The organism is Brachybacterium sp. GCM10030252, assembly GCF_042666535.1.
Lineage (GTDB): Bacteria > Actinomycetota > Actinomycetes > Actinomycetales > Dermabacteraceae > Brachybacterium.
This window is the reverse complement of the sequence record NZ_JBHTDM010000010.1, coordinates 65562-86857: the sequence shown is the minus strand read 5'-3', so window position 1 is coordinate 86857 and position 21296 is coordinate 65562. Positions and strand designations below refer to the sequence as shown.

15 protein-coding genes are annotated in these 21296 nt (G+C 73.2%); 8 read left to right on the top strand and 7 right to left on the bottom strand.

Annotated elements, in window-relative coordinates; all coding sequences use genetic code 11:
• The first annotated feature begins 72 nt into the window (after positions 1–72).
• Positions 73–231, top strand: a complete 159-nt coding sequence (locus ACFQRJ_RS10815) for a DUF5679 domain-containing protein (RefSeq protein ID WP_209901997.1) — start codon at positions 73–75, stop codon at positions 229–231.
• A gap of 98 nt (positions 232–329) precedes the next feature.
• Here the strand turns inward: ACFQRJ_RS10815 and ACFQRJ_RS10810 are convergent, their stop codons facing one another.
• From ACFQRJ_RS10810 to nudC, 3 genes are all read right to left on the bottom strand, one after another.
• Complete coding sequence (locus tag ACFQRJ_RS10810; protein WP_377019082.1) at positions 330–635, bottom strand: WhiB family transcriptional regulator; 306 nt, start codon at positions 633–635, stop codon at positions 330–332.
• A gap of 426 nt (positions 636–1061) precedes the next feature.
• Entirely contained in the window at positions 1062–3221 is a 2160-nt protein-coding gene (locus ACFQRJ_RS10805; protein WP_377019081.1) for an ATP-dependent DNA helicase UvrD2, read from the bottom strand.
• A 59-nt stretch (positions 3222–3280) separates the two neighbouring features.
• Complete coding sequence (nudC, locus tag ACFQRJ_RS10800) at positions 3281–4198, bottom strand: NAD(+) diphosphatase (RefSeq protein WP_377019080.1); 918 nt, start codon at positions 4196–4198, stop codon at positions 3281–3283.
• A gap of 49 nt (positions 4199–4247) precedes the next feature.
• Here nudC and ACFQRJ_RS10795 point away from each other — a divergent pair, with 49 nt between their 5' ends.
• Positions 4248–5210, top strand: a complete 963-nt coding sequence (locus tag ACFQRJ_RS10795; protein WP_377019078.1) for a phosphotransferase — start codon at positions 4248–4250, stop codon at positions 5208–5210.
• A 70-nt stretch (positions 5211–5280) separates the two neighbouring features.
• Here the strand turns inward: ACFQRJ_RS10795 and ACFQRJ_RS10790 are convergent, their stop codons facing one another.
• Positions 5281–8787 (bottom strand): ATP-dependent helicase, encoded by a 3507-nt coding sequence (locus ACFQRJ_RS10790; protein WP_377019077.1) that lies wholly within the window; start codon positions 8785–8787, stop codon positions 5281–5283.
• The gene (locus ACFQRJ_RS10785; protein ID WP_377019076.1) at positions 8784–12071 is read right to left on the bottom strand and encodes a PD-(D/E)XK nuclease family protein; all 3288 of its coding nucleotides are present in this window, start codon (positions 12069–12071) and stop codon (positions 8784–8786) included. Before ACFQRJ_RS10785 ends, ACFQRJ_RS10790 begins: the two co-directional genes overlap by 4 nt.
• A 113-nt stretch (positions 12072–12184) precedes the next feature.
• Between ACFQRJ_RS10785 and ACFQRJ_RS10780 the strand changes: the two genes are divergently transcribed.
• The 4 genes from ACFQRJ_RS10780 to ACFQRJ_RS10765 all read left to right on the top strand — a co-directional run bounded on the left by ACFQRJ_RS10780 (position 12185) and on the right by ACFQRJ_RS10765 (position 16719).
• Complete coding sequence (locus ACFQRJ_RS10780) at positions 12185–12856, top strand: TetR/AcrR family transcriptional regulator (RefSeq protein WP_377019074.1); 672 nt, start codon at positions 12185–12187, stop codon at positions 12854–12856.
• A gap of 56 nt (positions 12857–12912) precedes the next feature.
• Positions 12913–13134: a DUF3107 domain-containing protein gene (locus tag ACFQRJ_RS10775; RefSeq protein ID WP_377019073.1), complete on the top strand. Its 222-nt coding sequence runs from the start codon at positions 12913–12915 to the stop codon at positions 13132–13134.
• Positions 13135–13140: 6 nt separating this feature from the next.
• On the top strand, positions 13141–14871 hold the full coding sequence (locus tag ACFQRJ_RS10770; RefSeq protein WP_377019072.1) for a metallophosphoesterase: 1731 nt from the start codon (positions 13141–13143) through the stop codon (positions 14869–14871).
• Between the two features lie 78 nt (positions 14872–14949).
• A complete protein-coding gene (locus ACFQRJ_RS10765; protein ID WP_377019071.1) occupies positions 14950–16719 on the top strand; it encodes a DEAD/DEAH box helicase in 1770 nt (589 codons plus the stop codon).
• Positions 16720–16865: 146 nt separating this feature from the next.
• On the opposite strand, the gene ACFQRJ_RS10760 is transcribed toward ACFQRJ_RS10765, so the two are convergent.
• Positions 16866–17495 carry a MarC family protein gene (locus ACFQRJ_RS10760; protein WP_377019069.1) on the bottom strand — a complete coding sequence of 210 codons (630 nt, stop codon included), beginning with the start codon at positions 17493–17495 and terminating at the stop codon, positions 16866–16868.
• Entirely contained in the window at positions 17492–18376 is an 885-nt protein-coding gene (locus ACFQRJ_RS10755) for a PHP domain-containing protein (protein WP_377019067.1), read from the bottom strand. Before ACFQRJ_RS10755 ends, ACFQRJ_RS10760 begins: the two co-directional genes overlap by 4 nt.
• A 37-nt stretch (positions 18377–18413) precedes the next feature.
• Here ACFQRJ_RS10755 and ACFQRJ_RS10750 point away from each other — a divergent pair, with 37 nt between their 5' ends.
• Both ACFQRJ_RS10750 and ACFQRJ_RS10745 read left to right on the top strand, forming a co-directional pair.
• Complete coding sequence (locus tag ACFQRJ_RS10750) at positions 18414–19952, top strand: aminopeptidase P family protein (protein WP_377019066.1); 1539 nt, start codon at positions 18414–18416, stop codon at positions 19950–19952.
• Positions 19953–19966: 14 nt separating this feature from the next.
• On the top strand, positions 19967–21295 hold the full coding sequence (locus ACFQRJ_RS10745) for a magnesium transporter MgtE N-terminal domain-containing protein (RefSeq protein WP_377019065.1): 1329 nt from the start codon (positions 19967–19969) through the stop codon (positions 21293–21295).
• Position 21296 lies beyond the last annotated feature (1 nt).

Below are 21296 nucleotides of genomic sequence, written 5' to 3'. Positions count from 1 at the left end.
ATCCCGGCCTCGCGGCATCCGCGGCGCGTCCGGGGAACCGAACACCACCGACGATTCTTACGAGGAGCGGATATGGCCGACGAGACCTATGCCGGAGAGTTCTACTGCGTGAAGTGCCGCGAGAAGCGGGAGGCCGAGGGCGACGTCGTCGTCTCCAACGGTCGTCGTATGGCCAAGGCCGTGTGCCCCGAGTGCGGCACCAAGCTGAACCGGATCCTCGGCAAGGCCTGATACGGACCGGCCGGTTCGACCCGGCGCACGACGAGGGGCGAGGCACCGCAGCGGTGCCTCGCCCCTCGTGCGTCCGGGAACGTCGGTCAGGACGCCGTTCAGGCGGCGTCCTCGCTCCGGTCCGGCTCGCGGTTCTTGCGGGGCCGCCCGCGGCCGCGCTTGACCGCGATGATGCGGCCGGACTCGAAGATGGCGCCGCCCCACACGCCCCAGGGCTCAGCGCGCTCCAGGGCGCCCTCACGGCACTCCTGGATCAGCGGGCAGTCGGCACACAGGGCCTTGGCCCGCTCGAGGTCGGCGGGCCGCTCCGAGAAGAACAGGTCAGCGGCGTCGGCGTCGTGGCACGGCAGCATGTGCGCCGCCGTGGTGACAGGGCTGGGGAAAGTGGTGAAAAGAGAAGTCATCGTCTCGCTGCTTCGAAGATCGTCGGGGACGAGCCCGTGAGGGCGAAGGTGCGGCGGCGGTGCCGCACCGTGCAGCGAGAAGTGGTCTCGTCAGCTGGAAGCGGTCACCGTCGGGGCGAAGGCCCGTTCGCGTGGCAGAAGGGTGGGCGCGCCGATGTGGCCGCCGTACTCCGCGAGATTCCTGGTATCGATCACGGATCACACCCCCTTTCTGCTGCGCGTTCCCCGGTGTCCCGGGTCACGATGCGGACGATTGACGATGATGAGTCTACACACGGCCCGGCGATCGCACATCTATTTTTTGACCTGCACTTTCGCGCGCTCGGGCCCGGGTCGAGGCGCCGGCCGGACTGATTCTCGCGGCCTCCCCCGCTCAGGATCCCGTCCCGCTCCAGGACTCCTCCCGCCGGACGGGGACCGTCCGTCTCACGACGTCTCTGGCGACTTCTCGGCATCGCCCGTCTCGGCGGCCAGCAGCTCGAGGAGCTCGCCGCCGAAGGCCTCGACCTTGGCGGGGCCCACGCCCGGCACCTCCAGCAGCTCCGCCCGGGTGCGCGGCCGCCGCTCGGCGATCGCCTCCAGGGCCGCATCGGTGAGGACGGTGTACGCCGGGGCGCCGCTGCCGCAGGTCCTCTCCCGCCGCCAAGCCCGCAGAGTCTCGATCAGCGTGTGAGCGGCCGTGGCCGGGCAGCCCTGGTGGCGGCCGATCCGCTGCTCGCGGGGGCTGACCAGTCCCTGCCCGCACACACGGCACTCCGCGTAGACGGTGGCGCCGCGCCGTCCCGTGCGCCGGGGACCGGCGCCGGGAGCCGTGCTCGGGGCGTCGGGATGCTCGAGGACCCCGTCGAGGAAGCGGGAGGGCTTGCGGGACCCGCGGGCCCCCGGGGTGCGTGCGGCGGACCAGCTCACGGTGAGCAGGTCCCGGGCCCGCGTGAGGGCGACGTAGAACAGTCGCCGCTCCTCCTCGATCTCGGCGGCGGTGCGGGCCATGGAGATCGGCAGCAGGCCGTCGCTGGCGCCGACCACGTGGACCACCGGCCACTCCAGACCTTTGGCGGCGTGCACGGAGGCGAGCGTGACGCCGTCGACGACGGGGGCGGACTGGGCCTCGGCGCGCTCCTCGAGCTCGCGGACCACATCGGCCATGGTCGCCCCGGGACGGGAGGTGATGGTGTCGGCGAGGGAGACGAGCGCGTTCAGGGAGTCCCAGCGGTCCCGGACAGCGCCCGTGGTCTCGGGGGCCTTCTGCGACCAGCCCTGCTGGGAGAGGACGTCGCGCACGGCGCGGGCGGGGTCGAGCTGCTCGACGCGGGTGGCCGCGCGCAGGGCCACCATGGCCCGCCGCACCTCCTGGCGCTCGAAGAACCGGTCCCCGCCCCGCACCAGATAGCCGATGCCGCGAGCGGTCAGCGCCTGCTCGAAGGCCTCGGACTGGCTGTTGGTGCGGAACAGGATCGCGACGTCGGCCGCCGGGCGGCCCTCGGCGACCAGGGCCGCGATGCGGTCGGCGACGCCGTCGGCCTCGGCGGGATCATCGGCGAAGGACTCCACCACCGGGGGCGGGCCCGCCTCCCGCTGGGAGACCAGGGTGAGGCGGCTGTCCCGCGTGCGGCCCCGGGCGCCGTCCAGCACGGTGTTGGCCATCCGCACGATCTGCGGGGTGGAGCGGTAGTTGCGCTCGAGCCGGATGGTGCGGGCGCGCTTGAACTCCCGGGGGAAGTCGAGCAGGTACGAGGCGCGGGCCCCGGCGAAGGTGTAGATGGTCTGGGCGGCGTCGCCCACCACGCAGACGTCGTCGCCCGAACCCAGCCAGAGACGCAGCAAGGTGTGCTGGAGAGCGGAGACGTCCTGGTACTCGTCGACCACGTAGTGGCGGTACTGGCTGCGCACCTCGCGGGCGACGTCGGCGCGCTCGGTGAGGAAACCGACCATGTGCAGCAGCACGTCCTCGAAATCGATGACGCCGCGCTCCTTCTTGACCTCCTCGTACTGGGTGAGGATGCGCGCGATGGAGCGGGAGTCGAAGCCGGAGACCCCGGGACGCTTGGCCGCGGTGGCGGCCTCCGGATAGGACTCGGGGGTGAGCATCGAGACCCGGGACCATTCCACCTCGGCGACGATGTCGCGCAGGGCGGCGCGGTCCACGCTCATGTGCAGCCGCTGGCAGGCCTCGCCCACCCCCGGGAACTTGTTGGGCATGATCTCCGGCATCCCTCCGCCGACCACGCGCGGCCAGAAGTGGCGCAGCTGACGCAGAGCGGCCGCGTGGAACGTGCGGGCCTGGACGGCCGGGACCCCGAGATCTCGCAGCCTCGAGCGCATCTCGGCGGCGGCCTTCGCGGTGAACGTCACCGCCAGCACGTGGCGGGGATCGAGCTGACCGGTCGCGACGCCGTAGGCGATGCGGTGCGTGATCGCTCGGGTCTTGCCGGTGCCCGCACCGGCAAGCACGCACAGCGGGGTGCCGAAGCTGCGCGCGACCTCCTGCTGCTCCGGGTCCAGCGCCGCCAGGATGCTCTCGGCATCGGGCGGCGGGGCGGGAGCCGAGGGCGTCTCGTGCGCTGCGGACTGGGGTGGGTGGGTCATCACCACTCATCCTGCCAGCGGGAGCCGACGGATCGCGGCCCGGTGTGGACGGTGGTGCCTCACACCTCGGCCGGGGCCCCGTACCAGTCGTCGATCAGGGCTCGGCCCAGGGAGGCCTGACCGGGAAGCTCGACCTCGCCGGCCTCGAGCGCGGCGGCCAGCTCCTGACGCGTGAACCAGCGGGCCTCGGCGATCTCGTCCTCCTGCAGGGTGAGCTCGACCGAGCCGGGCACCCAGGCCCGGAATCCCAGCATCAGCGACCGCGGGAACGGCCACGGCTGGCTGCCGACGTACTCGACCTCCTCGACCCTGACGCCGACCTCCTCGGCCACCTCGCGCGCCACCGCATCCTCGAGGCTCTCCCCCGGTTCGACGAAACCGGCCAGCACCGAGTGGAACCGGCCGCGGAAGTTCACGTTGCGCGCCAGCAGCAGCCTGTCGGCGCTGTCCCGCACGGCCATGATCACCGCGGCGTCGGTGCGCGGGAAGTGCTCGGTGCCGTCCTCGCGACAGCGCAGCACCCAGCCGCCGGTCTCGGCCTCGAGCAGCTCGCCGCACAGCGGGCAGTGCCGCATGGAGCGGTGCCAGGCGCCCATGGCGACGGCGGTCAGGGCGAGGCCGGCGTCCTCCGCCTCGAGCTGCTCCGCGACGCGCCGCAGGTCACGCAGATCACGGCCGGGGTCGTCGAGCTCGGGGCTGGGCTCGGGGATCTCGACGGCGAGGACCCGCATGCCGTCTCGACGGCCCAGCAGCACGAGCGGCTGGCGGGCACCGCCGCGGGGGTCCTCGGTCTCCAGCGCGATGGCCAGGGTGCCGTCCTCCTGCTCGTGCACGGCCGCGGCGCCGCCGCGGGTGACGAGGTAGCGGGCGTCCTCGCCGGGAGCCACCATCGCCGGGTCGATCCGACTGGCCGCCTCCCGGTCCGTCGCGAGCAGGGTCAAGGGGGTGTGCAGAGAGGGGCCGCGGAGCTTCGCCATACCCTCGAGCCTACGCGGCGTCCAGGGGTGGGCCGGGTACGGTGGAAGGGTGCATCGCAACTCCTATTCCTTGGCTGCTCTCGCCGCGGCGGCGGTCCCCGGCCTGGTCCCGGCGCGGACCACGGCGATCGCGACCCCGGCTGAGGATCTGGACGTCGCCGGGGTGGTCGGCGACGACGACCGGCGCGTCATGGTCCTCTCCCCCGCCTCGACGTCGGCGGGGATCCGTCTCGAGCGCGACCTGAAGGTCACCGACGCGCTCTCGGGGACCTCGCTGCGCGGTGTGATCCCGCCGGTGCTCGGTTTCGTGAAGCTCTCCGAAGGTGGCCGGGCGGCCGTCACCGAAGCTCCCGTCGGGCGCCCGCTGATGCTCGAGGATCTGCACCGGTCCGCAGAGCTCGCGCGGTCGCTGGGCCGGATCCTCGCTCGCATCCACACGGTCCCGCGCTACGCCGCCGAGGCGGCGGGGGTGGAGTCCTTCACGCCGGAGGTCCTCCACGCCGAGCACGTCACCCGGGTGCGCACGGCCAAGGAGGGCGGGCATCTGCCGGCAGCCGTCGCCCAGCGCTGGGAGGCGCTGCTGGAGGACACCGAGCTGTGGGACTTCTCCCCGCAGTTCATCCATGGCGACCTCTCCGAGGAGAGCCTGTTCCTGACCGGTGACCGGGTCAGCGCGGTGCGCGACTGGTCCTCCTCCAAAGTGGCCGATGCCGCCACCGATCTGGCCTGGCTGATCTCCTCGCTGGACCCGGACCGCTTCGACGACCTGTACTCCGCGTACCGCGAGGAGCTGCCGACCTCGACGCATCCGCGGCTGATGGAGCGCGCTCAGGCGCTCGGCGAGTTCGCCGTCGCCGAATGGCTGGCGCACGGCCTGGAGACCGGCGACGAGACGATCGTGGCCGACGCCCGCGGCATGATCGCCGACCTCGATGCCGATCTGGCGCAGATCGCGCGGGACGAGGCCGAGCGGGCCTATGAGGAGATGAACCCCCGCCAGGACGAGGCCTGAGCGACTCCTCACCGGGTGCCGCCCGCGCAGTCCGCGGCTGGTGGACGGGCTCGCCCGCCGGCGAGCGCGGTCAGTCGCCGGTGAGCATCTGGGCGATCCGGGCGCGCGAGGGATGGCGACGCACCTCGTGCGTGACACCGTCGGCCACGAAGTGGAAGGCCGTGCGGATACGCCCCAACGGGATCCCGGTTCGCTCGTGCCAGGCGATGCGGTACACGGACAGCTGCAGGGAGCGCTCGCGCAGCTGAGCCGGTCGTGGCAGCCGTCCGGTCTTCCAGTCCACGATGATCACGCCCCGGGCGTCATCGGGATCGGGGAAGACCGCATCGATCACGCCGCGCACGGTGATCTCCCCGACCCTGGTGGTCACCGGCTGCTCGACGGCGAGCGGGGTGCGGCCTGCCCATTCGGAGGCGGCGAAGGCTTCTCGCAGGGCGAGCTCCTCGGCCCGGGACCCGGATCGCCCGTCCGGGGCATCGTCGGAGCCGCTCGGGCCCGGGACGTCCGAGCTCTCGGCGACGTCCCCGACGTCGGCCAGATCCGCCAGGTCCTCGTAGTCCAGCAGGGTCGCGCTGTCGTAGCGGGACTCCAGCCAGGCGTGGAACGCGGTGCCGCGGGCCGCAGCGGCCGAGGGCCGCCGGGGCAGCGGCCGCAGCAGGTCGATCGCGGCGCCGTGGGGGTCCCGCGCCTGGTGGACCACCTGCGAGGCCGACAATCGCGGCGGGGAGTGGACGACCGGGGGCGCGGCCTGCTGCTCGAGATCCGCGACGGCCCGGCGCACGATCTCCGCGAGGTGCGGGTCGGCCAGCGCGGCGAGATCCGGCCCGGGACCGGCGGTGCCTGCGCTGGGCGAGACGCCGGTCCCTGCGGGAGCCTGCGTGGCGGAGCCGGCCTCCTCATCGCCTGTGCCGGTCGCCGCCTCGAGCAGCTCTGCGGCGCGCCGACGGGCCAGCTCCGCCTCACCGGGAGCGGGCGGCCACTGGGCCTGCGGCCGTTCGGTCTCCATCGGGTTGTGCTCGGGGACCTCCTGCACGGTGCGCAGCTGCGGCGGAACCAGATTCGCGACCTCGATCAGGTAGCGCGAGCGGGGCCGGGCGGTGGCCAGCCCGGCGCGCCAGGCCGCCGAGGTCAGCAGCAGCCTGCGGCGGGCACGGGTGACCGCGACGTACATCAGCCGCCGGTCCTCGCGCAGGGACTCCTCGCCCTGCGCGAACCGGTACTCCTCGATCAGGGACTCGGCATCGACCTGCGTGTCGGCCTCCGCCCAGGCCAGTTCGGGCAGGGTGTCCGCGTCCCCGCGCAGCGCGGTGGGCACGGACGCGGAGGCGAGCTTGTCCAGCCACCCGTTGGCGGGGACCCGCACTCGGCCGGCCTCGTCGACCTTCGCGCGTCGCAGGTCGTAGGAGGGCACGCTGCCCTCGGTGAGCCCGGCCACGGCGACCAGGTCCCATTCCAGTCCTTTCGCGGAGTGCATGGTCACGATCTCGACGGGCTCCGCCCCGTCATCGCCCTCGGACGCAGCGGCCTGGGCATGCTCGGGGGCGGCGTTCACGGCGAGCCCGGCCTCCTCGTCCTCGCTGATCTCCAGCAGGTCGAGGTAGGCGCCGAGGCCGCCTCGGGGAGCGGTGCGGTCGAAGGCGGCGGCGTGATCCCGCAGGGCTTCGAGGTCGGCGAGGGCGCCCGAGGCGGGGTCGCGCTCCTGCAGCGCCAGATCCACCTCGAGCACGCGCACGGCGGCGGTGACCAGGTCCGGCAGGGGCAGGGGCAGCAGCCGGCGCATCTCGCGCAGCAGCTGCTGGACCTGCTCGAGCCGGGCCCTGCCCGTGGCTGTCAGGGAGCGCCCCGAGGGATCGCTCCAGTCCGCCGGCGGGAGGTCGTCGACCGCGTCGATGAGGGAGACGGACTCGGCCTCGTCCTCCCCGCCCGGGGTATCGGCATCCCGGCGCAGGCGAGAGGCCAGCCGGTCCCGCCATCGACCCAGCACGGCGAGGTCCCGGGCCCCCACCCGGAACCGAGGGCCGGACAGCAGCCGCATCAGGGCATCACCGCGGCCAGGGTCGTGCGCGCATTGCAGCACGGCGCGCACGTCGGCCACCTCGGGGCGATGCAGCAGGCCGCCGAGCCCGACCACCCGGACCGGGAGTCCCTTCTCCTCGAGTCCTTCGACCAGGGCGGGGATCTGGCGGCGGGCACGGACCAGCACGGCGGCCGAGGCCTGGTCGTCCTCGGCCTCGGCGCGACGGGCGAGGACCCAGTCGGCGATGGCCCGGGCCTCGGCGCGCTCGTCGGAGGCCTCGCTGATCTCGGCGCCGCCCTCCCCCGCCCCGGGCCGGGCCGCCAGCTCGGGGATCCTCAGCCCGGCGGCTCCGCTGCGCAGGGGGGCGGCCAGCGTATTGGCCACGGCCAGGACGGCCTCGTCGTTGCGCCAGGAGGTGGACAGGGTGCGCTGCAGGACGGGCTGCTCGTCCGTGGCGAAGGCCTCGGCGAAGCCGGCCAGGGACGCGGCCGAGGCGCCGCGCCACCCGTAGATCGCCTGCTGGGGATCGCCGACGGCGCAGGCGGCGTGCCCCGGCCCGAAGAGGTCGGTGAGCATCTGCAGCTGGGCGACCGAGGTGTCCTGGAACTCGTCCAGCAGCACCACCCGGTGCATGCGCCGGGCGAGCCGGCCCGCGGCGGGAACCTCGCGCGCCACCCGGGCGGCGAGGGAGACCTGGTCGGCGAAGTCGAGGGCGGCGGACTCGGCGCGGACCCGGGCGAAGCGTTCGAGCAGCGGGATCAGGGCGAGCCGGGACTCGAGCGCGGACAGGACCGAGGCGACGGCCTTGGGTGTGGTGCGGCGACGTCCCTCGACCTGCAGCGGGATCCCGGAGAGGTGGTCGCGGATCGTGCTGAGGTGCTCCTGCAGCTGCTCGGGGCTCACCAGGTGGTCGGCGAGCGAGGAGGTCAGCGACAGCAGCGCCGCGGTCAGGGTCGCCGGGGACGCCTCGAGGTCCAGGCTGTCGTCCCAGGACTCGACGATGGAGTGGGCCAGCTGCCACGAGGCCGAGGTGGACATCATGGTCAGCTCGGGGTCGATGCCGACGGCCAGGGCATGCTCGCGCACCAGGTCGAGGGCGAACCCGTTGTAGGTGCCGACGGTGGGGCGCTGGCCCACCAGGTCGTCGTGGCCGCGCTCGAGCCCGGCCGGCAGCGTCAGCCCCTCCTCGCGCATCGCGGTGGCCAGGGTGCCCAGGCGCGCCGAGATTCGGGCGGAGAGCTCGTGGGCGGCCTTGCGGGTGAAGGTGAGGCCGAGAACCTGGCGGGGCTCGACGATGCCGTTGGCGATCAGCCACACGACCCGGGAGGCCATCGTCTCCGTCTTGCCGGAGCCGGCCCCGGCGACGACCAGCATCGGGGCGAGCGGAGCCTCGATGACGGCGGTCTGCTCGGCGGTCGGTGTGGGCTGGCCGAGCAGGTCGGCCAGCCGCTGCGCCGACAGCGCCGGCGGGGCTGCCGCGGCTGGCAGGGCTGACCGGGTCGAGGGGTCCGACGGGCCGTGCCCCGGAGCCCGGGTCGGGCGGGAGGCGGACGAGCTCATAGCTGCTGTCCTTCCGGCTGCAGGGGGCAGCTGCTGCGCACGGCGCAGTGGGCGCAGTGGGCGTTCAGCCGGGCGGTGACCTGCGAACCGGACACCTCCGTCGCGACCGTCTCCACCAGGTCGTCGAACCACGCGGGATCCTCGGCCCGCGGCAGCGCGTTCTGGGTGCGCACCGCGGCCTTCTTCCCTCCGGTGCCGACGTAGACCAGCTGGGCCCCGCCCAGCCGTTCGGGGGCGTCCTCGCCGAGCTGCTCGGCCAGGGCGCCCTCGCGCACGGCTGCCTGGTACGCGGCCAGCTGCAGGTCGCTCTCGGCCGCGGCGGCGGATTTGGGATTCCTGCCGGTCTTGAGATCGACGACCCGCAGTCCGGTCGCGTCGCCCTCGATGCGATCGATGCTGCCGCGCAGCCGCACCCTGCCCAGCTCCACCTCGAAGGGGGCCTCGACGGCCAGCGGGGCGGGGGCGCTGCGCAGGTGCTCGGCGAGCAGCCGGGCGGCGTCCTCGGCGTGGCGGATGCGGCGGCGCCCGGACCAGGTCTCGGTGCCGGGCACCGAGCGCAGCAGCGCGTGCAGCTCGCGCAGGAGGTCCTCGGTGCCGTTCTCGGGGCCGCGGGGATGGACCTGGGCCAGATGGTGCAGTGCGGTCCCGATCAGCTGTGCGGGCCCACCGGCGCGGGTGCCGCCGGAGCGCTCCATGAGCCAGGACTGGGGGCAGTCGACGGCGCGCTCGAGCGCCGAGGGCGACAGGGCGATGGGGGCGCCGGGATCGTGCAGGGGCTCGGTGGTGCTGGGCTCCTGGTGGTACCAGCGCGCCGGGTCCGTGCCAGGGGCGCCGGCGCGGCCGAGGGCCGCCAGTGCGATCGCGGCATCCCGCGCCCGCTGCGGGTCGTCCTCGTGCAGACGGCGGCGCAGGGCGGCGACGAGCCGGCGGGCATCGGGCGCGGGGCCGGGGTCCTGCCGCAGGGTGTCCAGCTGCGTCCAGGGCTCACCGGGCAGCGTCTCGACGGCTTCGACCAGCGCCGACGGGGCCAGCTGATCGTCCTCGACCGCAGTGACCAGCACTCGGGTGCGGGCACGGGCGACGGCGCTGACGGCAAGACGCAGTTCGTCGGCGACCACCTGGGAGCGCTGGATGGCGCGCAGCGATTCGGGGTCCTCGAGGCCGGTGGGGATCCCGGCACCGGCCTCCGTCCCCGCATCGGCGCCGGCACCGGCCAGCAGCGAGAGCTCCGCAGCACCGAACAGGGTCGAGCGCAGGCGCAGGTCCGGCCAGGCTCCTTCCTGGACGCGGGCGAGGACGACCGTGTCCCGGTGCTCACCGGCGAGCTGGGCGGGTGTGAGCACGCTCAGCCGTCCCCGCGGGGCGGCGGCCGGGGCGAGGGTGTCCTCGACCACGGCCTGGGAGCGGATCTGCTCGACGAGATCGAGTGCGCCGGCGCCGGGACGGCGATCGGTCAGACGCTCCGCGGCGGCGAACAGCTCCAGCAGGGCGTCGAGCCGGGATCCGGCCAGGCGGGAGCGGGCACCGTCGACGTCGCCGGGGGCGCCGAGGGCGGCGCGGCGCCAGCCTGCGGCCAGCCCGGAGGCATCCCAGGCGTGCCAGATCACCTGCTCGGCGTCGGCGTCGCGGTGCTCGCGGACGGCGCGGATCATCGCCCGCACGCGGTGGACCGGGGCGGCGGCCCGGTCCCGGGCATCCGGGGCGGGCAGGCCCGGGACCTCGTCCTCGGTGAGGGCGCGGGCCAGCAGCTGCTCGCTGGCCACCTCCTGCCCGGTCCCGGCGGCGCGGTGCGCAGCCAGCAGCAGCCGGCGGATACGGCGCAGACGCAGCGTGTCGGCGTCGCCGAAGGGACCGCGCAGCAGGCGATCGGCCACGAGGGGATCCGGCACGGTCCCCTCCGGGGCGAGCCCGGTCTCGAGGATCGTGAGCAGGTCGGCGATGGCCGGGACGTCGCGCAGCGGCTGGGGGCGGCGCGGCGTGCGCACCGGCAGGCCGGTGCGCGAGAGCAGATCCGCGACGTCGGCGACGGCGGCCCCGGAACGGCACACGACGGCCATGTCGTCGTAGGGGATCTGCTCGCGGTGGTGGAGATCGCGCAGGGCGGAGCCGATCAGTCGAGCCTCGTCCAGCGGGTCGCTCGCCCGCAGCACCGCGATCCCCGTGGTGCCTGCGGTGCCTGCGGTGCCTGCGGACCGAGCGTCGGAGGACGGGCCTGCGGGCGCCTCGGGAGCGCGAGCGAGGGACACGGCATCGGGCCGCGGGCGACGGGAGGCCGCCGGGGCACCGGCCAGCGGGAGCCGGCCGCGCAGTGCGTCGACTCCCGTGACGATCCGCTCCGACGCCCCGTGGGACCGGCGCAGGGTGACCTCGGTCACCGGGCGGCGGAGGAGCCCGCGTATGCGGTCGGCAGCATCGGGCAGGGCGCCCCGGAACGTGTCCACCGCCGCGTCCGGGCAGCTGCACACCAGCACCGGCGCCCCCGCCCCCGCCAGGGCCGCGACCAGGGAGATCCCGGCCGTGGTCAGATCCTGCGCGTCATCGATCACGACGGCCCGGAAGGGCGCGGGCGTCCGCGGGTCCTCCAGCAGGCGGGCAGCGCGCCGGACCAGGCCGCCGGCGTCGAGCCGCGGCCCCGCGTCCAGGGCGGCCGAGGACTCGAGATCGAGGACCCCGAGATAGTCGCGCAGGATCGCCGCGGCGTCCCGCCAGGCCGGGCGGTCCCGTCGGCGGCCCAGCTCCTCGAGGTCCGACGGGGCCAGGCCCAGCTCGGTCGCTCGCGTGATCAGGTCTCTCAGCTCGGTGCGGAAGCCCGGCAGAGCGCGCGCCCCCGGATCGGCGTCCAGATACCAGGATTCCCGGTCCGCGATCAGCTCGGCCAGCAGGGCGTCCTGCTCTGCGCCCGTGACCAGGGTCGGCTCCCCCAGCCCCCGCTCGAGCGCGTCGGAGCGCAGGATCGCGTGGGCCAGGGCCGGCGGGGTCATGGCTCGCACCTCGCCGGCGCCGCCGGCGCCGAGAGCGTCGCGCAGATGGCCGGCGGCGAGGCGGCGCGGGGCGAGCAGCAGCGCGCCGTCCCCGCGTGCGGCCGCGGCAGCCAGGGCGAGAGCACTGCGCCCGCTGGCCGGTCCGCCGTGGACGATCACGTCATCGCCCGCGGTGAACGCGTCCAGTGCCCGGCGCTGATCCCCGTCGAGCTCCTCACGGTCACGCAGCGGCGGCAGCGACCCGAGATCCGGCCCGAGCAGACGGATGCCCTCGCCCGTGGTCGCTCCTGCTCGCCTCGCCATGGCCCTATTGGACCGCACCGGGCCGACACCTGTCGGGGGCCGACCGTGCCCGCCGGGACGGTAGAGTGTCACGGATCACCGCGGATCAGCCACACCCTCCGGAGGTCGACGCCATGTCTTCGCCGTCCAAGGCGCCCACGGTCCGGATGCCTCGCGCGCAGCGGCGCTCCCAGCTGCTCGAGCTCGCCACCCGTGTCTTCACCGAGAAGGGCTTCCAGGCGACGTCGATGGACGACATCGCCGCCGCGGCGGGCGTGACCAAACCGGTCCTCTATCAGCACTTCGACTCGAAGGAGACGCTGTACGTCGAGGTCATCGACATCCTCGCCGGGCGGATGCTGGACGAGGTCCGGGCGATCGGGGACCACGCGGGCGGCACGGCGGCCCGGGTGCGTCACGGTCTCGGGCGCTTCTACCAGTTCGTGTCCCTGGAGAACGCCCTGCGCCTGTTCACCGGCCACGAGTCGATCTCCCCACGGGTCCAGGAGCGCGTGGACCTGGTGCTGGACGAGATGGCGATCGAGCTCGCCGGGGTGCTGACCGCTGCACGCCGCTTGAGCACGGTCCAGGCACGGGTGGTGGGCCGGGGGTTCATCGCCATCGCCCAGACCACCGCCCTGCTGCTCCATGCCGCCGCCGACGAGGCCGAGCGGGAGGAGGTTCTCGAGACGATGACCGCGGCGATGGTGCACGGACTCACCGGATTCGAGCCGCTGGAGCACCCGCAGGTCGCCGGGCCCGTGCTGGCGGGGGACGGGAGCGCACGCCCCGGTTCCGAGCGGTAGACTTCCGGCGCACAGCATCGGACATCCGCCCCCGAGGCGGAGGGAAGGATTTCGACATGGAGATCCGCATCGGCATCCAGCACTCCCCCCGCGAGATCGTCGTCGAGTCCGGGGAGAAGGCCGACGAGGTCCTCGAGCGCCTCAACGCCGCCGTCACCGACGGCACCCCCGTCACGCTGGTCGACGACAAGGGCCGCACGGTGCTGATCCCCGGTGCGAAGCTCGCTTTCGCGGAGCTCTCCACGGAGGAGCCCCGCCGCGTCGGCTTCCTCGGCTGACCCACCGTGGCCGCCGCCCACGAGGACTCGCCGGGCGAGTCCTCGACGGATCCGGATGCCGCGGCCGCGCACGAGGACTCGTCGGCCACCGCTGCGGACGCGCCCCCGGAGGACTCCGCGGCCGGGCGTCGCCGGCGCAGACGGCGCAGCATCCGTCTCCTGCATCTGAGCACCACGGTGCTGGTCGCCGCCCTGGGGGCGGTCGTCGGCATCCTGCTGACCCCCGCGACCCGGGTCGACGTCGGCCCGCTGACCGCGACGGTCCACCTGCGTCCCTCGTTCGCCTCCGAGACCGTCCTGCTGCTGCCCCCGGTCGGCGAGATCGCCTTCGACACGCACGTCGCCCCGGTCAGCATCGAGGCCCGCGTGCAGGGCGTGGACATCGACAAGGCCGAGGCGCTGTTCTACTCCGACCAGGGCCTGAGCGACCTGACCCGGACGGCACCCGAGGCGCTCACTGCCGCCGCCGCCACGAATGCGGCCCTGAACGCGCTCTGCGGGGCCGCAGGGGCCGGCCTGGCCGTCGGCCTCACGTTCCGCCGGGTACGACGCTCGCTGATCGCCGCCGGCGGAGTGGTCGCCGTGGTCGGGGTCTCGGTGGCCGCCACGTCGGTGACGTTCAGGCCCGAGTCGCTGTACCAGCCGAAGTTCGAGGGACTGCTGTCCCAGGCCAGCTACGTCGCCGACATCGGCCAGGGCAAGGTCGTGGACTACGAGAACTACCGCGACACGCTCGCCGAGTTCGTGGGGCAGGTCTCCGCTCTCTACATCGCGGCGGACTCCCTGCCCGTGGGGATGGACGCCGAGAACGTCATGACCGTGCTGCACGTCTCGGACATCCACGACAATCCCCAGGCGTACGACGTCATCGAGCAGCTGGAATCCCAGTTCGCGATCGATCTGGTCATCGACACCGGCGACATCATCTCCTGGGGGACGTCGCTGGAGAACGAGCTGCTCAGCTCGATCGGCGACCTGGATGTGCCCTACGTCTACATCGCCGGCAACCACGACGGGGCGAGCACCGCCGCCGTGATCGCCGACCAGCCCAATGCGACCGTGCTAGAGAACGAGGTCACCGAGGTGGCCGGGCTGCAGATCGCCGGAATCGGCGATCCCCGCTTCGCGGCCGACGACGACTCGGACGCCGGCGGATGGCGTGAGGGGAAGGAAGCCGTCGCGGCCAGCGGGTTCCAGCTCGGCGAGACCATCACCGACTACGACCGGGAGCACCCCGAGGACCCGGTCGATCTCGCCCTGATCCATGACCCCACCCAGCCGGAGGGCCTGCTCGGCCGGGTGCCGCTGGTGCTGTCCGGCCACATGCACACCTCGAACGTCGAGCTGGACGTCGAGAGCTCGGGCACGAACTGGCTGACGGTCGGCTCCACCGGCGGGGCGCTCGCCTCCGGCGGGATCGCCCCGGTGCTGCAGGGTGACGACCCTCTCGATCTCACGGCCCGGATGCTCTATTTCGACAAGGAGACCGGGGATCTGGTCGCCTACGACGACATCGTGATGGGCGGGATGGGCCTGGTCTCGGTGTCGATCCAGCGCTCCCAGATGCCCGCCGAGCAGCCTGAGCTACGGATTCCCGAGGAGGACCGGACGCCGGAGGCGCCCGTCCCCTCCGAGCAGGAGGTCGAGCCGGGCGAAGGGCTGCCGGACGAGGAACGCGTCACTCCCACGGATCCCAGCAGCCCGCTGCCTGCCTCCAGCGACGGCGGCGCCGGCTGAATCGGGGCACTCCCCCGGCGCCCCGCGGGCATGGGGGCTACCATGGCAGTGCACATCCATGACTTAGAGAGTTGAACGGTGCCTGAAACCATCCCGCACACCGATGAGGCCGTGTCGGCCTCCCCCGCCGTCGAGCAGAGCTCCGGCAACGCTGCTGACCAGACGACCGACCAGACCGGTCGGACCAGCGCGCCCGAACAGACCTTCGCGGACTTCGACGTCCGCTCCGACATCATCGATGCCCTCGCCGCCAAGGGCATCGTCACTCCGTTCCCGATCCAGTCGATGACTCTGCCGGTCGCCCTGCGCGGCCGCGACATCATCGGCCAGGCCAAGACGGGCACCGGTAAGACGCTCGGCTTCGGCATCCCCCTGCTGCAGGCAGCGGTCGCACCCGGTGAGGACAACCCCGACGGGCGCCCCGTCGGGAAGCCGCAGGCCCTCGTCGTGCTGCCCACCCGTGAGCTCGCGGTGCAGGTCGCCGCGGACCTCGAGGCGGCCTCGGCGAAGCGTCCGGTGCGCATCCTGACCGTGTACGGCGGTCGCGCCTACGAGCCGCAGATCGAGGCCCTCGAGCGCGGCGTCGAGGTGGTCGTCGGGACCCCCGGCCGCCTCCTGGACCTGCTGCGTCAGAAGTACCTGGACCTGTCCCAGGTGCGCACCGCGGTGCTGGACGAGGCCGACGAGATGCTGGACCTCGGCTTCCTCGAGGACATCGAGAAGCTGCTGCAGGCGGTGCCGACCACACGCCAGACCATGCTGTTCTCCGCGACGATGCCCGGGCCGATCATGGCTCTCGCCCGCCGCTTCATGAGCCAGCCGACGCACATCCGTGCGCAGGATCCCGGCGACGAGGCGCGCACCAAGGCCGACATCAAGCAGGTCGTCTACCGCGCCCACCAGCTCGACAAGATCGAGGTGATGGCGCGCATCCTGCAGGCCCGCGAGCGTGGGCTGACGATCATCTTCATGCGCACCAAGCGCCAGGCGGACCGGGTGGCCGGCGATCTCGCCGACCGCGGCTTCGCCGCCGCCCCGCTGCACGGCGACCTGGGCCAGGGTGCCCGCGAGCAGGCCCTGCGCGCCTTCCGTCACGGCAAGATCGACGTGCTGGTCGCGACCGACGTCGCCGCCCGCGGCATCGACGTCACCGATGTCACCCACGTCGTGAACTGGAACTGCCCCGACGACGACAAGACCTACCTCCACCGCACCGGCCGCACCGGCCGCGCGGGCAAGAAGGGCACCGCGGTGACCTTCGTGGACTGGGAGGATCTGGCCCGGTGGGCGCTGATCGCCCGCCAGCTCGGCCTGGAGTCGACGGAGGCCGTGGAGACGTATTCCACCTCGGAGCACCTCTACGCCGAGCTCGATATCCCCTCCGATGCCAAGGGCTCGCTGCCCCGTGACAAGCGCACCCGCGACGGCCTGGACGCCGAGGCGATCGAGGATCTCGGCGGCCCGGACTCCGGCTCCCGCGGGCCGCGGGACAGCGGACGCGGCGGAGGCCGCGGCGGTCGTGACAGCGGCGGCCGTGGTGGCCGTGACAGCGGCGGTCGCAGCGGCTCAGGACGCGGCGGTGAGCGCCGCGAGCAGTCCTCGAGCGAGGACGGGAAGACGGAAGGCTCCGGCGACCGCTCGCGCCGCAACCGGTCGCGCTCGCGCACCCGCCGGGTCAACGGCGAGGTCGTCGCCGAGAGCAGCTCGGGCCCGGCTGGACCCCGCGAGGGCTCCGACGCCGCGGGGTCCAGCGAACGTCCCCGCCGTCGCCGCTCCCGTGGCGGCCGCGGCCGCAGCGGCGGCAGTGGTGGCAACGGCGGCGGCTCCTCCGCCCCCGCCGAGGGCTGAGCGCGCCGAGAGCTGAGCATCGAGAATGCCCGCGACCCGAGTGATATCCGGGTCGCGGGCATTCGTGCTCTCACGGGGAAGGTCCTGACGAGGAACGCCCCGATAGGGCAGATCCGCAGGGCAGATCCGCAGAGCGGCTCCGCACGTCAGGCCGGGACGACGCCCCAGGCGGCGAGGAAGGCGTGGATCGCGTCGAAGATCATCTGCGTGCTGATCGCGGCCAGCAGCACGCCGGAGATGCGGGTGACCAGCGTGACCCCGCCCTCGCCGAGGATCCGGGCGATGACGCCCGCGAACCGCATCGCGAGGTAGATCGCCACGGCCAGCAGCACCATGGCGATGGCGAGCGAGCTGATCCGAGCGACCTCGCCCTCGGTCTGCTGGACGAAGAGCATCACCGCGACGATCGCCCCGGGGCCGCCGAGCAGCGGCGTGCCCAGCGGCACGAGGGCCACGTTCACGCCCTCGCTCGCGGCCATCTCCCCCATCTTCCCGGTCAGCAGCTGCAGCGCGACGATCAGCAGCAGGAGCCCGCCGGAGAACTGCAGCGCCGGCAGCGAGATGCTCATGTAGTCGAGGATGAACCGCCCGAACAGGGCGAACACCGAGATGATCAGCATCGCCACACCGACGGCCACCAGCGCCGCCCGGTGCCGCTGCTTCGCGGTCATGGTGCTGGTCAGCGACAGGAAGATGGGCACCGTGCCCGGCGGGTCGATGATGACGAAAAGGGTGACGAAGACCCCGGTCAGGAAGCTCGGATCGACCAGGTTCACGGGCGGATGACCTCGGTGGTGCTCGTGGCGCGCTCGGTGATCGCCGCTAGGACGGACGGCTGCGTGAGGTTCTCCCCGAGCCGGTTGGGTTTGCCGGCGCCATGGTAGTCGCTGCCACCGGTGATCAGCAGATCGTGGCGGCGCGCGAAGTCACGCAGCCGGGCGCGCTCGGCCTCGTCGTGCTCGCGGTGATCGACCTCCACGCCGGCCAGGCCCGCCTCGACCATGGACTCCAGCAGCTCCAGCGGAAGGTCCCCGTCGCGGGCGACGGAGCCCGGGTGAGCGACCACGGCCACTCCCCCGGCGTCGCGGATCGCGCGCACCGCGACCGTCGGCGAGGGCGCGTAGTACGGCACGTAGTACGGCCCGGAGGGGCTGAGGATCTCGCGGAACGCGGCGGAGCGGTCCGGGATGCTGCCCTGGGCGACCAGGGCGTCGGCGATGTGGGGGCGCCCGATCACGGTGCGCTCACCGGCCACCTGCGCCTGCACGTCCTGCCACGTGATCGGATAGTCGGCCGCGACCAGCTCGACCATCCGGCGAGCGCGCTGGGAGCGGGAGGAGCGCGCACTGGCCATCTCCATCGCGAGCTCCGTGTCCGGAGAGGGGTCCACCAGCAGCGCCAGGATGTGCACGCTGAGGCGTTCGTGCTCGGAGGAGACCTCGACGCCGGGCACGGCCGCCACCCCGCTCGCGCTGACCGCGCCGGGCAATTCCGCCCAGCCGGCCACGGTGTCGTGATCGGTCAGTGCGAGAGCGCCCAGCCCCTCCTCGCGGGCGCCCCGGAACAGACCGTGGACATCGCACGTGCCGTCGGACCACGAGGTATGGGCGTGCAGGTCGATGCGCTCCGCGCGGGTGGGATCGGACCTGTCGCTCATAGTTCCAGGGTAGACCGGCGCGTGAGACCATCGGGGGGTGAGCACCGAGAGCACCGACACCAGCACGCCCGCCACCGGCAACGGTCTCGCCTCCCGCGGCGATGCCCGCTCGCAGCGCCCCACCAACGAGGCGTTCCGCGAGTTCATCGCCTCCGGATGGGACGAGACGGTTCCCGACGCCGAACGCCGCGAGGCGGCGGATTTCACACCAGCGCGACGCGACGCGCTGGTGCGACGTCTGCCCGCCACCCGCATGGTGCTGCCCGCCGGCGTGCTCAAGGTCCGCTCCAACGACACCGACTACCAGTTCCGCCCGGACACCGCCTTCGCCTACTACTCGGGCCTGGGCACCGACGAGGAGCCCGACAGCGTCCTCGTCGTCGAGCCCTCGGCGGAGGATCCGGGCACCGCGCAGGCGACCTACTTCTTCCGGCCCCGCGCCGGCTTCGACAGCAGCGAGTTCTATGCCGACTCGCGCTACGGCGAGATGTGGGTGGGTCGCCGGCCGACGCTCGAGGAGGCCTCGCAGCGCCTCGGCATCGAGGTGCGGCACATCGATGATCTCCGCGACCACCTCGCCAAGGACGTCGGCGCGCAGCTGTCGCTGTCGGTGATGCCGGGCGTCGATGCCGCCGTGGAATCGATGGTCCAGGAGATCCGTACCCAGAACGGGCTCCCCGGCGGGGACGACGCCGCCGCGCAGCACGCCGAGCTGAAGGAAGCCACCAGTGAGCAGCGTCTGGTCAAGGACGAGTACGAGGTCCGCCAGCTGCGCAAGGCCGTCGACGCGACCGTCCGCGGCTTCGAGGACGTCATCGCCCACCTGCCCCAGGCCGTCGCCCACGCCCGCGGCGAGCGCGTGATCGAGGGCGTCTTCGCCCGCACCGCGCGCGTCGAGGGGAACGGCGTCGGCTATGACACGATCGCCGCCGCCGGCGACCACGCCTGCACCCTGCACTGGATCCGCAACGACGGGACCGTGCACGAGGACGATCTGGTGCTGCTGGACGCCGGCGTCGAGGTCGATTCGCTCTACACCGCCGACGTCACCCGCACCCTGCCGGTCTCCGGCACGTTCGCCCCGGCGCAGCGGAAGGTCTACGACGCGGTGCTGGAGGCGGCCGACGCCGCCTTCGCGATCGCCCGGCCCGGCGTGCGCTTCCGCCAGCTGCACGCGACTGCCATGGAGGTCATCGCCGCCCGGCTCGAGCAATGGGGGCTGCTGCCGGGGACCGCCGAGCAGTCGCTCTCGCCCGAGGGTCAGTGGCACCGGCGCTGGATGGTCCACGGCACCAGCCATCACCTGGGCATGGACGTCCACGACTGCGCGCAGGCCCGTCGCGAGATGTACCTCGACGCGGAGCTCCGGCCCGGGATGGTCTTCACGATCGAGCCCGGTCTGTACTTCAAGGAGAACGACCTGCTGGTCCCCGAGGAGCTGCGCGGCATCGGCGTGCGCATCGAGGACGACGTCCTGGTCACCGCCGACGGCGTCGAAAACCTCTCGGCCGCGGCTCCCCGTCGGGCCGAGGACGTCGAGAAGTGGATCGCCGAGATCAGCGGCCGGCGGCCGTGAGCAGGTCCGGGGCAGTGAGCAGCGCCCAGCTGGCGCGCTTCTACGCGGCTCGGCTCGCCGGCACCACCGTCTTCGATCCCATCGGGGACGTGGTGGCGAAGGTGCGGGACGTCGTCGTGCTGCCCCAGGCACGCAGCTCGGCGCGGGCCGTCGGGTTCGTGGTCGAGGTCGCGGCCAAGCGCCGCGTGTTCCTGCCCATCACCCGCGTCACCTCCATCTCGCCGGGCCAGGTGATCTCGACCGGGGTGCTGAACGTGCGCCGCTTCGAGAAGCGCGCCGGCGAGCTGCTGGTGATCGGTGACCTGCTCGATCGCGCGGTCACGCTCAACGACGGCTCCGGCGAGGCGACGGTGCTGGACATCGCCCTGGACCAGAACCGGCACAAGGACTGGGAGGTCTCCCGGCTGCACGTGCGCCGCCGTCGCCGCGGCAGCTCGCTGAGCCGCCTGGTCTCGCGCGGGGAGACGCTCACCGTCCAGATCACCGAGGTCAGCGGACTGTTCGGCACCCAGGCGGAGCAGTCGGCGCACCTGCTGGCGGCCTCCTACCAGGATCTCAACCCCGCCGATCTGGCCGAGATCATCCAGGAGCTCGATGCCAAGCGACGGATCGAGCTGGCCGGGGAGCTGGCCGACGAACGCCTGGCCGATGCGCTGGAGGAACTGCCCGAGGACGTCCGGGTCGAGGTCGTCACCGGCCTGGATCCCACCCGCGCCGCCGACGTGCTGGACGTCATGGACCCCGACGACGCCGCGGACCTGCTGCAGGAGCTGCCCGAGCAGGTCGCCTCCCAGCTGCTGGGCCTGATGGAGCCCGAAGAGGCGGAGGACGTGCGCCGCCTGCTGGCCTACGACGAATACACCGCCGGCGGCATGATGACCACCGAGCCGATCATCGTCGCCCCCGAGACCCCGGTGGCGCACTGCCTGGCGATGATCAGCCGCGAGGATCTCCACGCCGCGCTCGCCGCGACCGTGCTGGTGTGCCGCGCCCCGCTCGAGACCCCGACCGGCAGGCTGCTGGGGATCGTCCATTTCCAGCAGCTGCTGCGGGAGCGGCCCGACCGGCCCGTCGGCGAGATCCTCGATGCCGACCGCGTCGCCGTCGGCCCCACCGCGCCGCTGTCCGAGGTCACCCGTGAGATGGCGACCTACAACCTCGTCTCCATCCCCGTGATCGACGACGACGGCCACCTGCTCGGCACGGTCACGGTCGACGACGTGCTCGATCACGTCCTGCCCGATGACTGGCGCGAGCAGGACGAACCCGTGCCCACCACCGGACAGATCGACCTGTCCGAGATCGCCCGGGCGACCGCCCGTGATGACGCCGAGGAGGAGTGAG

Coding starts and splice junctions, on each gene's coding strand:
- ACFQRJ_RS10815 (WP_209901997.1), top strand. CDS start 73: ATGGCCGACGAGACCTATGCCGGAGAGTTCTACTGCGTGAAGTGCCGC.
- ACFQRJ_RS10810 (WP_377019082.1), bottom strand. CDS start 635: ATGACTTCTCTTTTCACCACTTTCCCCAGCCCTGTCACCACGGCGGCG.
- ACFQRJ_RS10805 (WP_377019081.1), bottom strand. CDS start 3,221: ATGACCCACCCACCCCAGTCCGCAGCGCACGAGACGCCCTCGGCTCCC.
- nudC (WP_377019080.1), bottom strand. CDS start 4,198: ATGGCGAAGCTCCGCGGCCCCTCTCTGCACACCCCCTTGACCCTGCTC.
- ACFQRJ_RS10790 (WP_377019077.1), bottom strand. CDS start 8,787: ATGAGCTCGTCCGCCTCCCGCCCGACCCGGGCTCCGGGGCACGGCCCG.
- ACFQRJ_RS10785 (WP_377019076.1), bottom strand. CDS start 12,071: ATGGCGAGGCGAGCAGGAGCGACCACGGGCGAGGGCATCCGTCTGCTC.
- ACFQRJ_RS10780 (WP_377019074.1), top strand. CDS start 12,185: ATGTCTTCGCCGTCCAAGGCGCCCACGGTCCGGATGCCTCGCGCGCAG.
- ACFQRJ_RS10775 (WP_377019073.1), top strand. CDS start 12,913: ATGGAGATCCGCATCGGCATCCAGCACTCCCCCCGCGAGATCGTCGTC.
- ACFQRJ_RS10755 (WP_377019067.1), bottom strand. CDS start 18,376: ATGAGCGACAGGTCCGATCCCACCCGCGCGGAGCGCATCGACCTGCAC.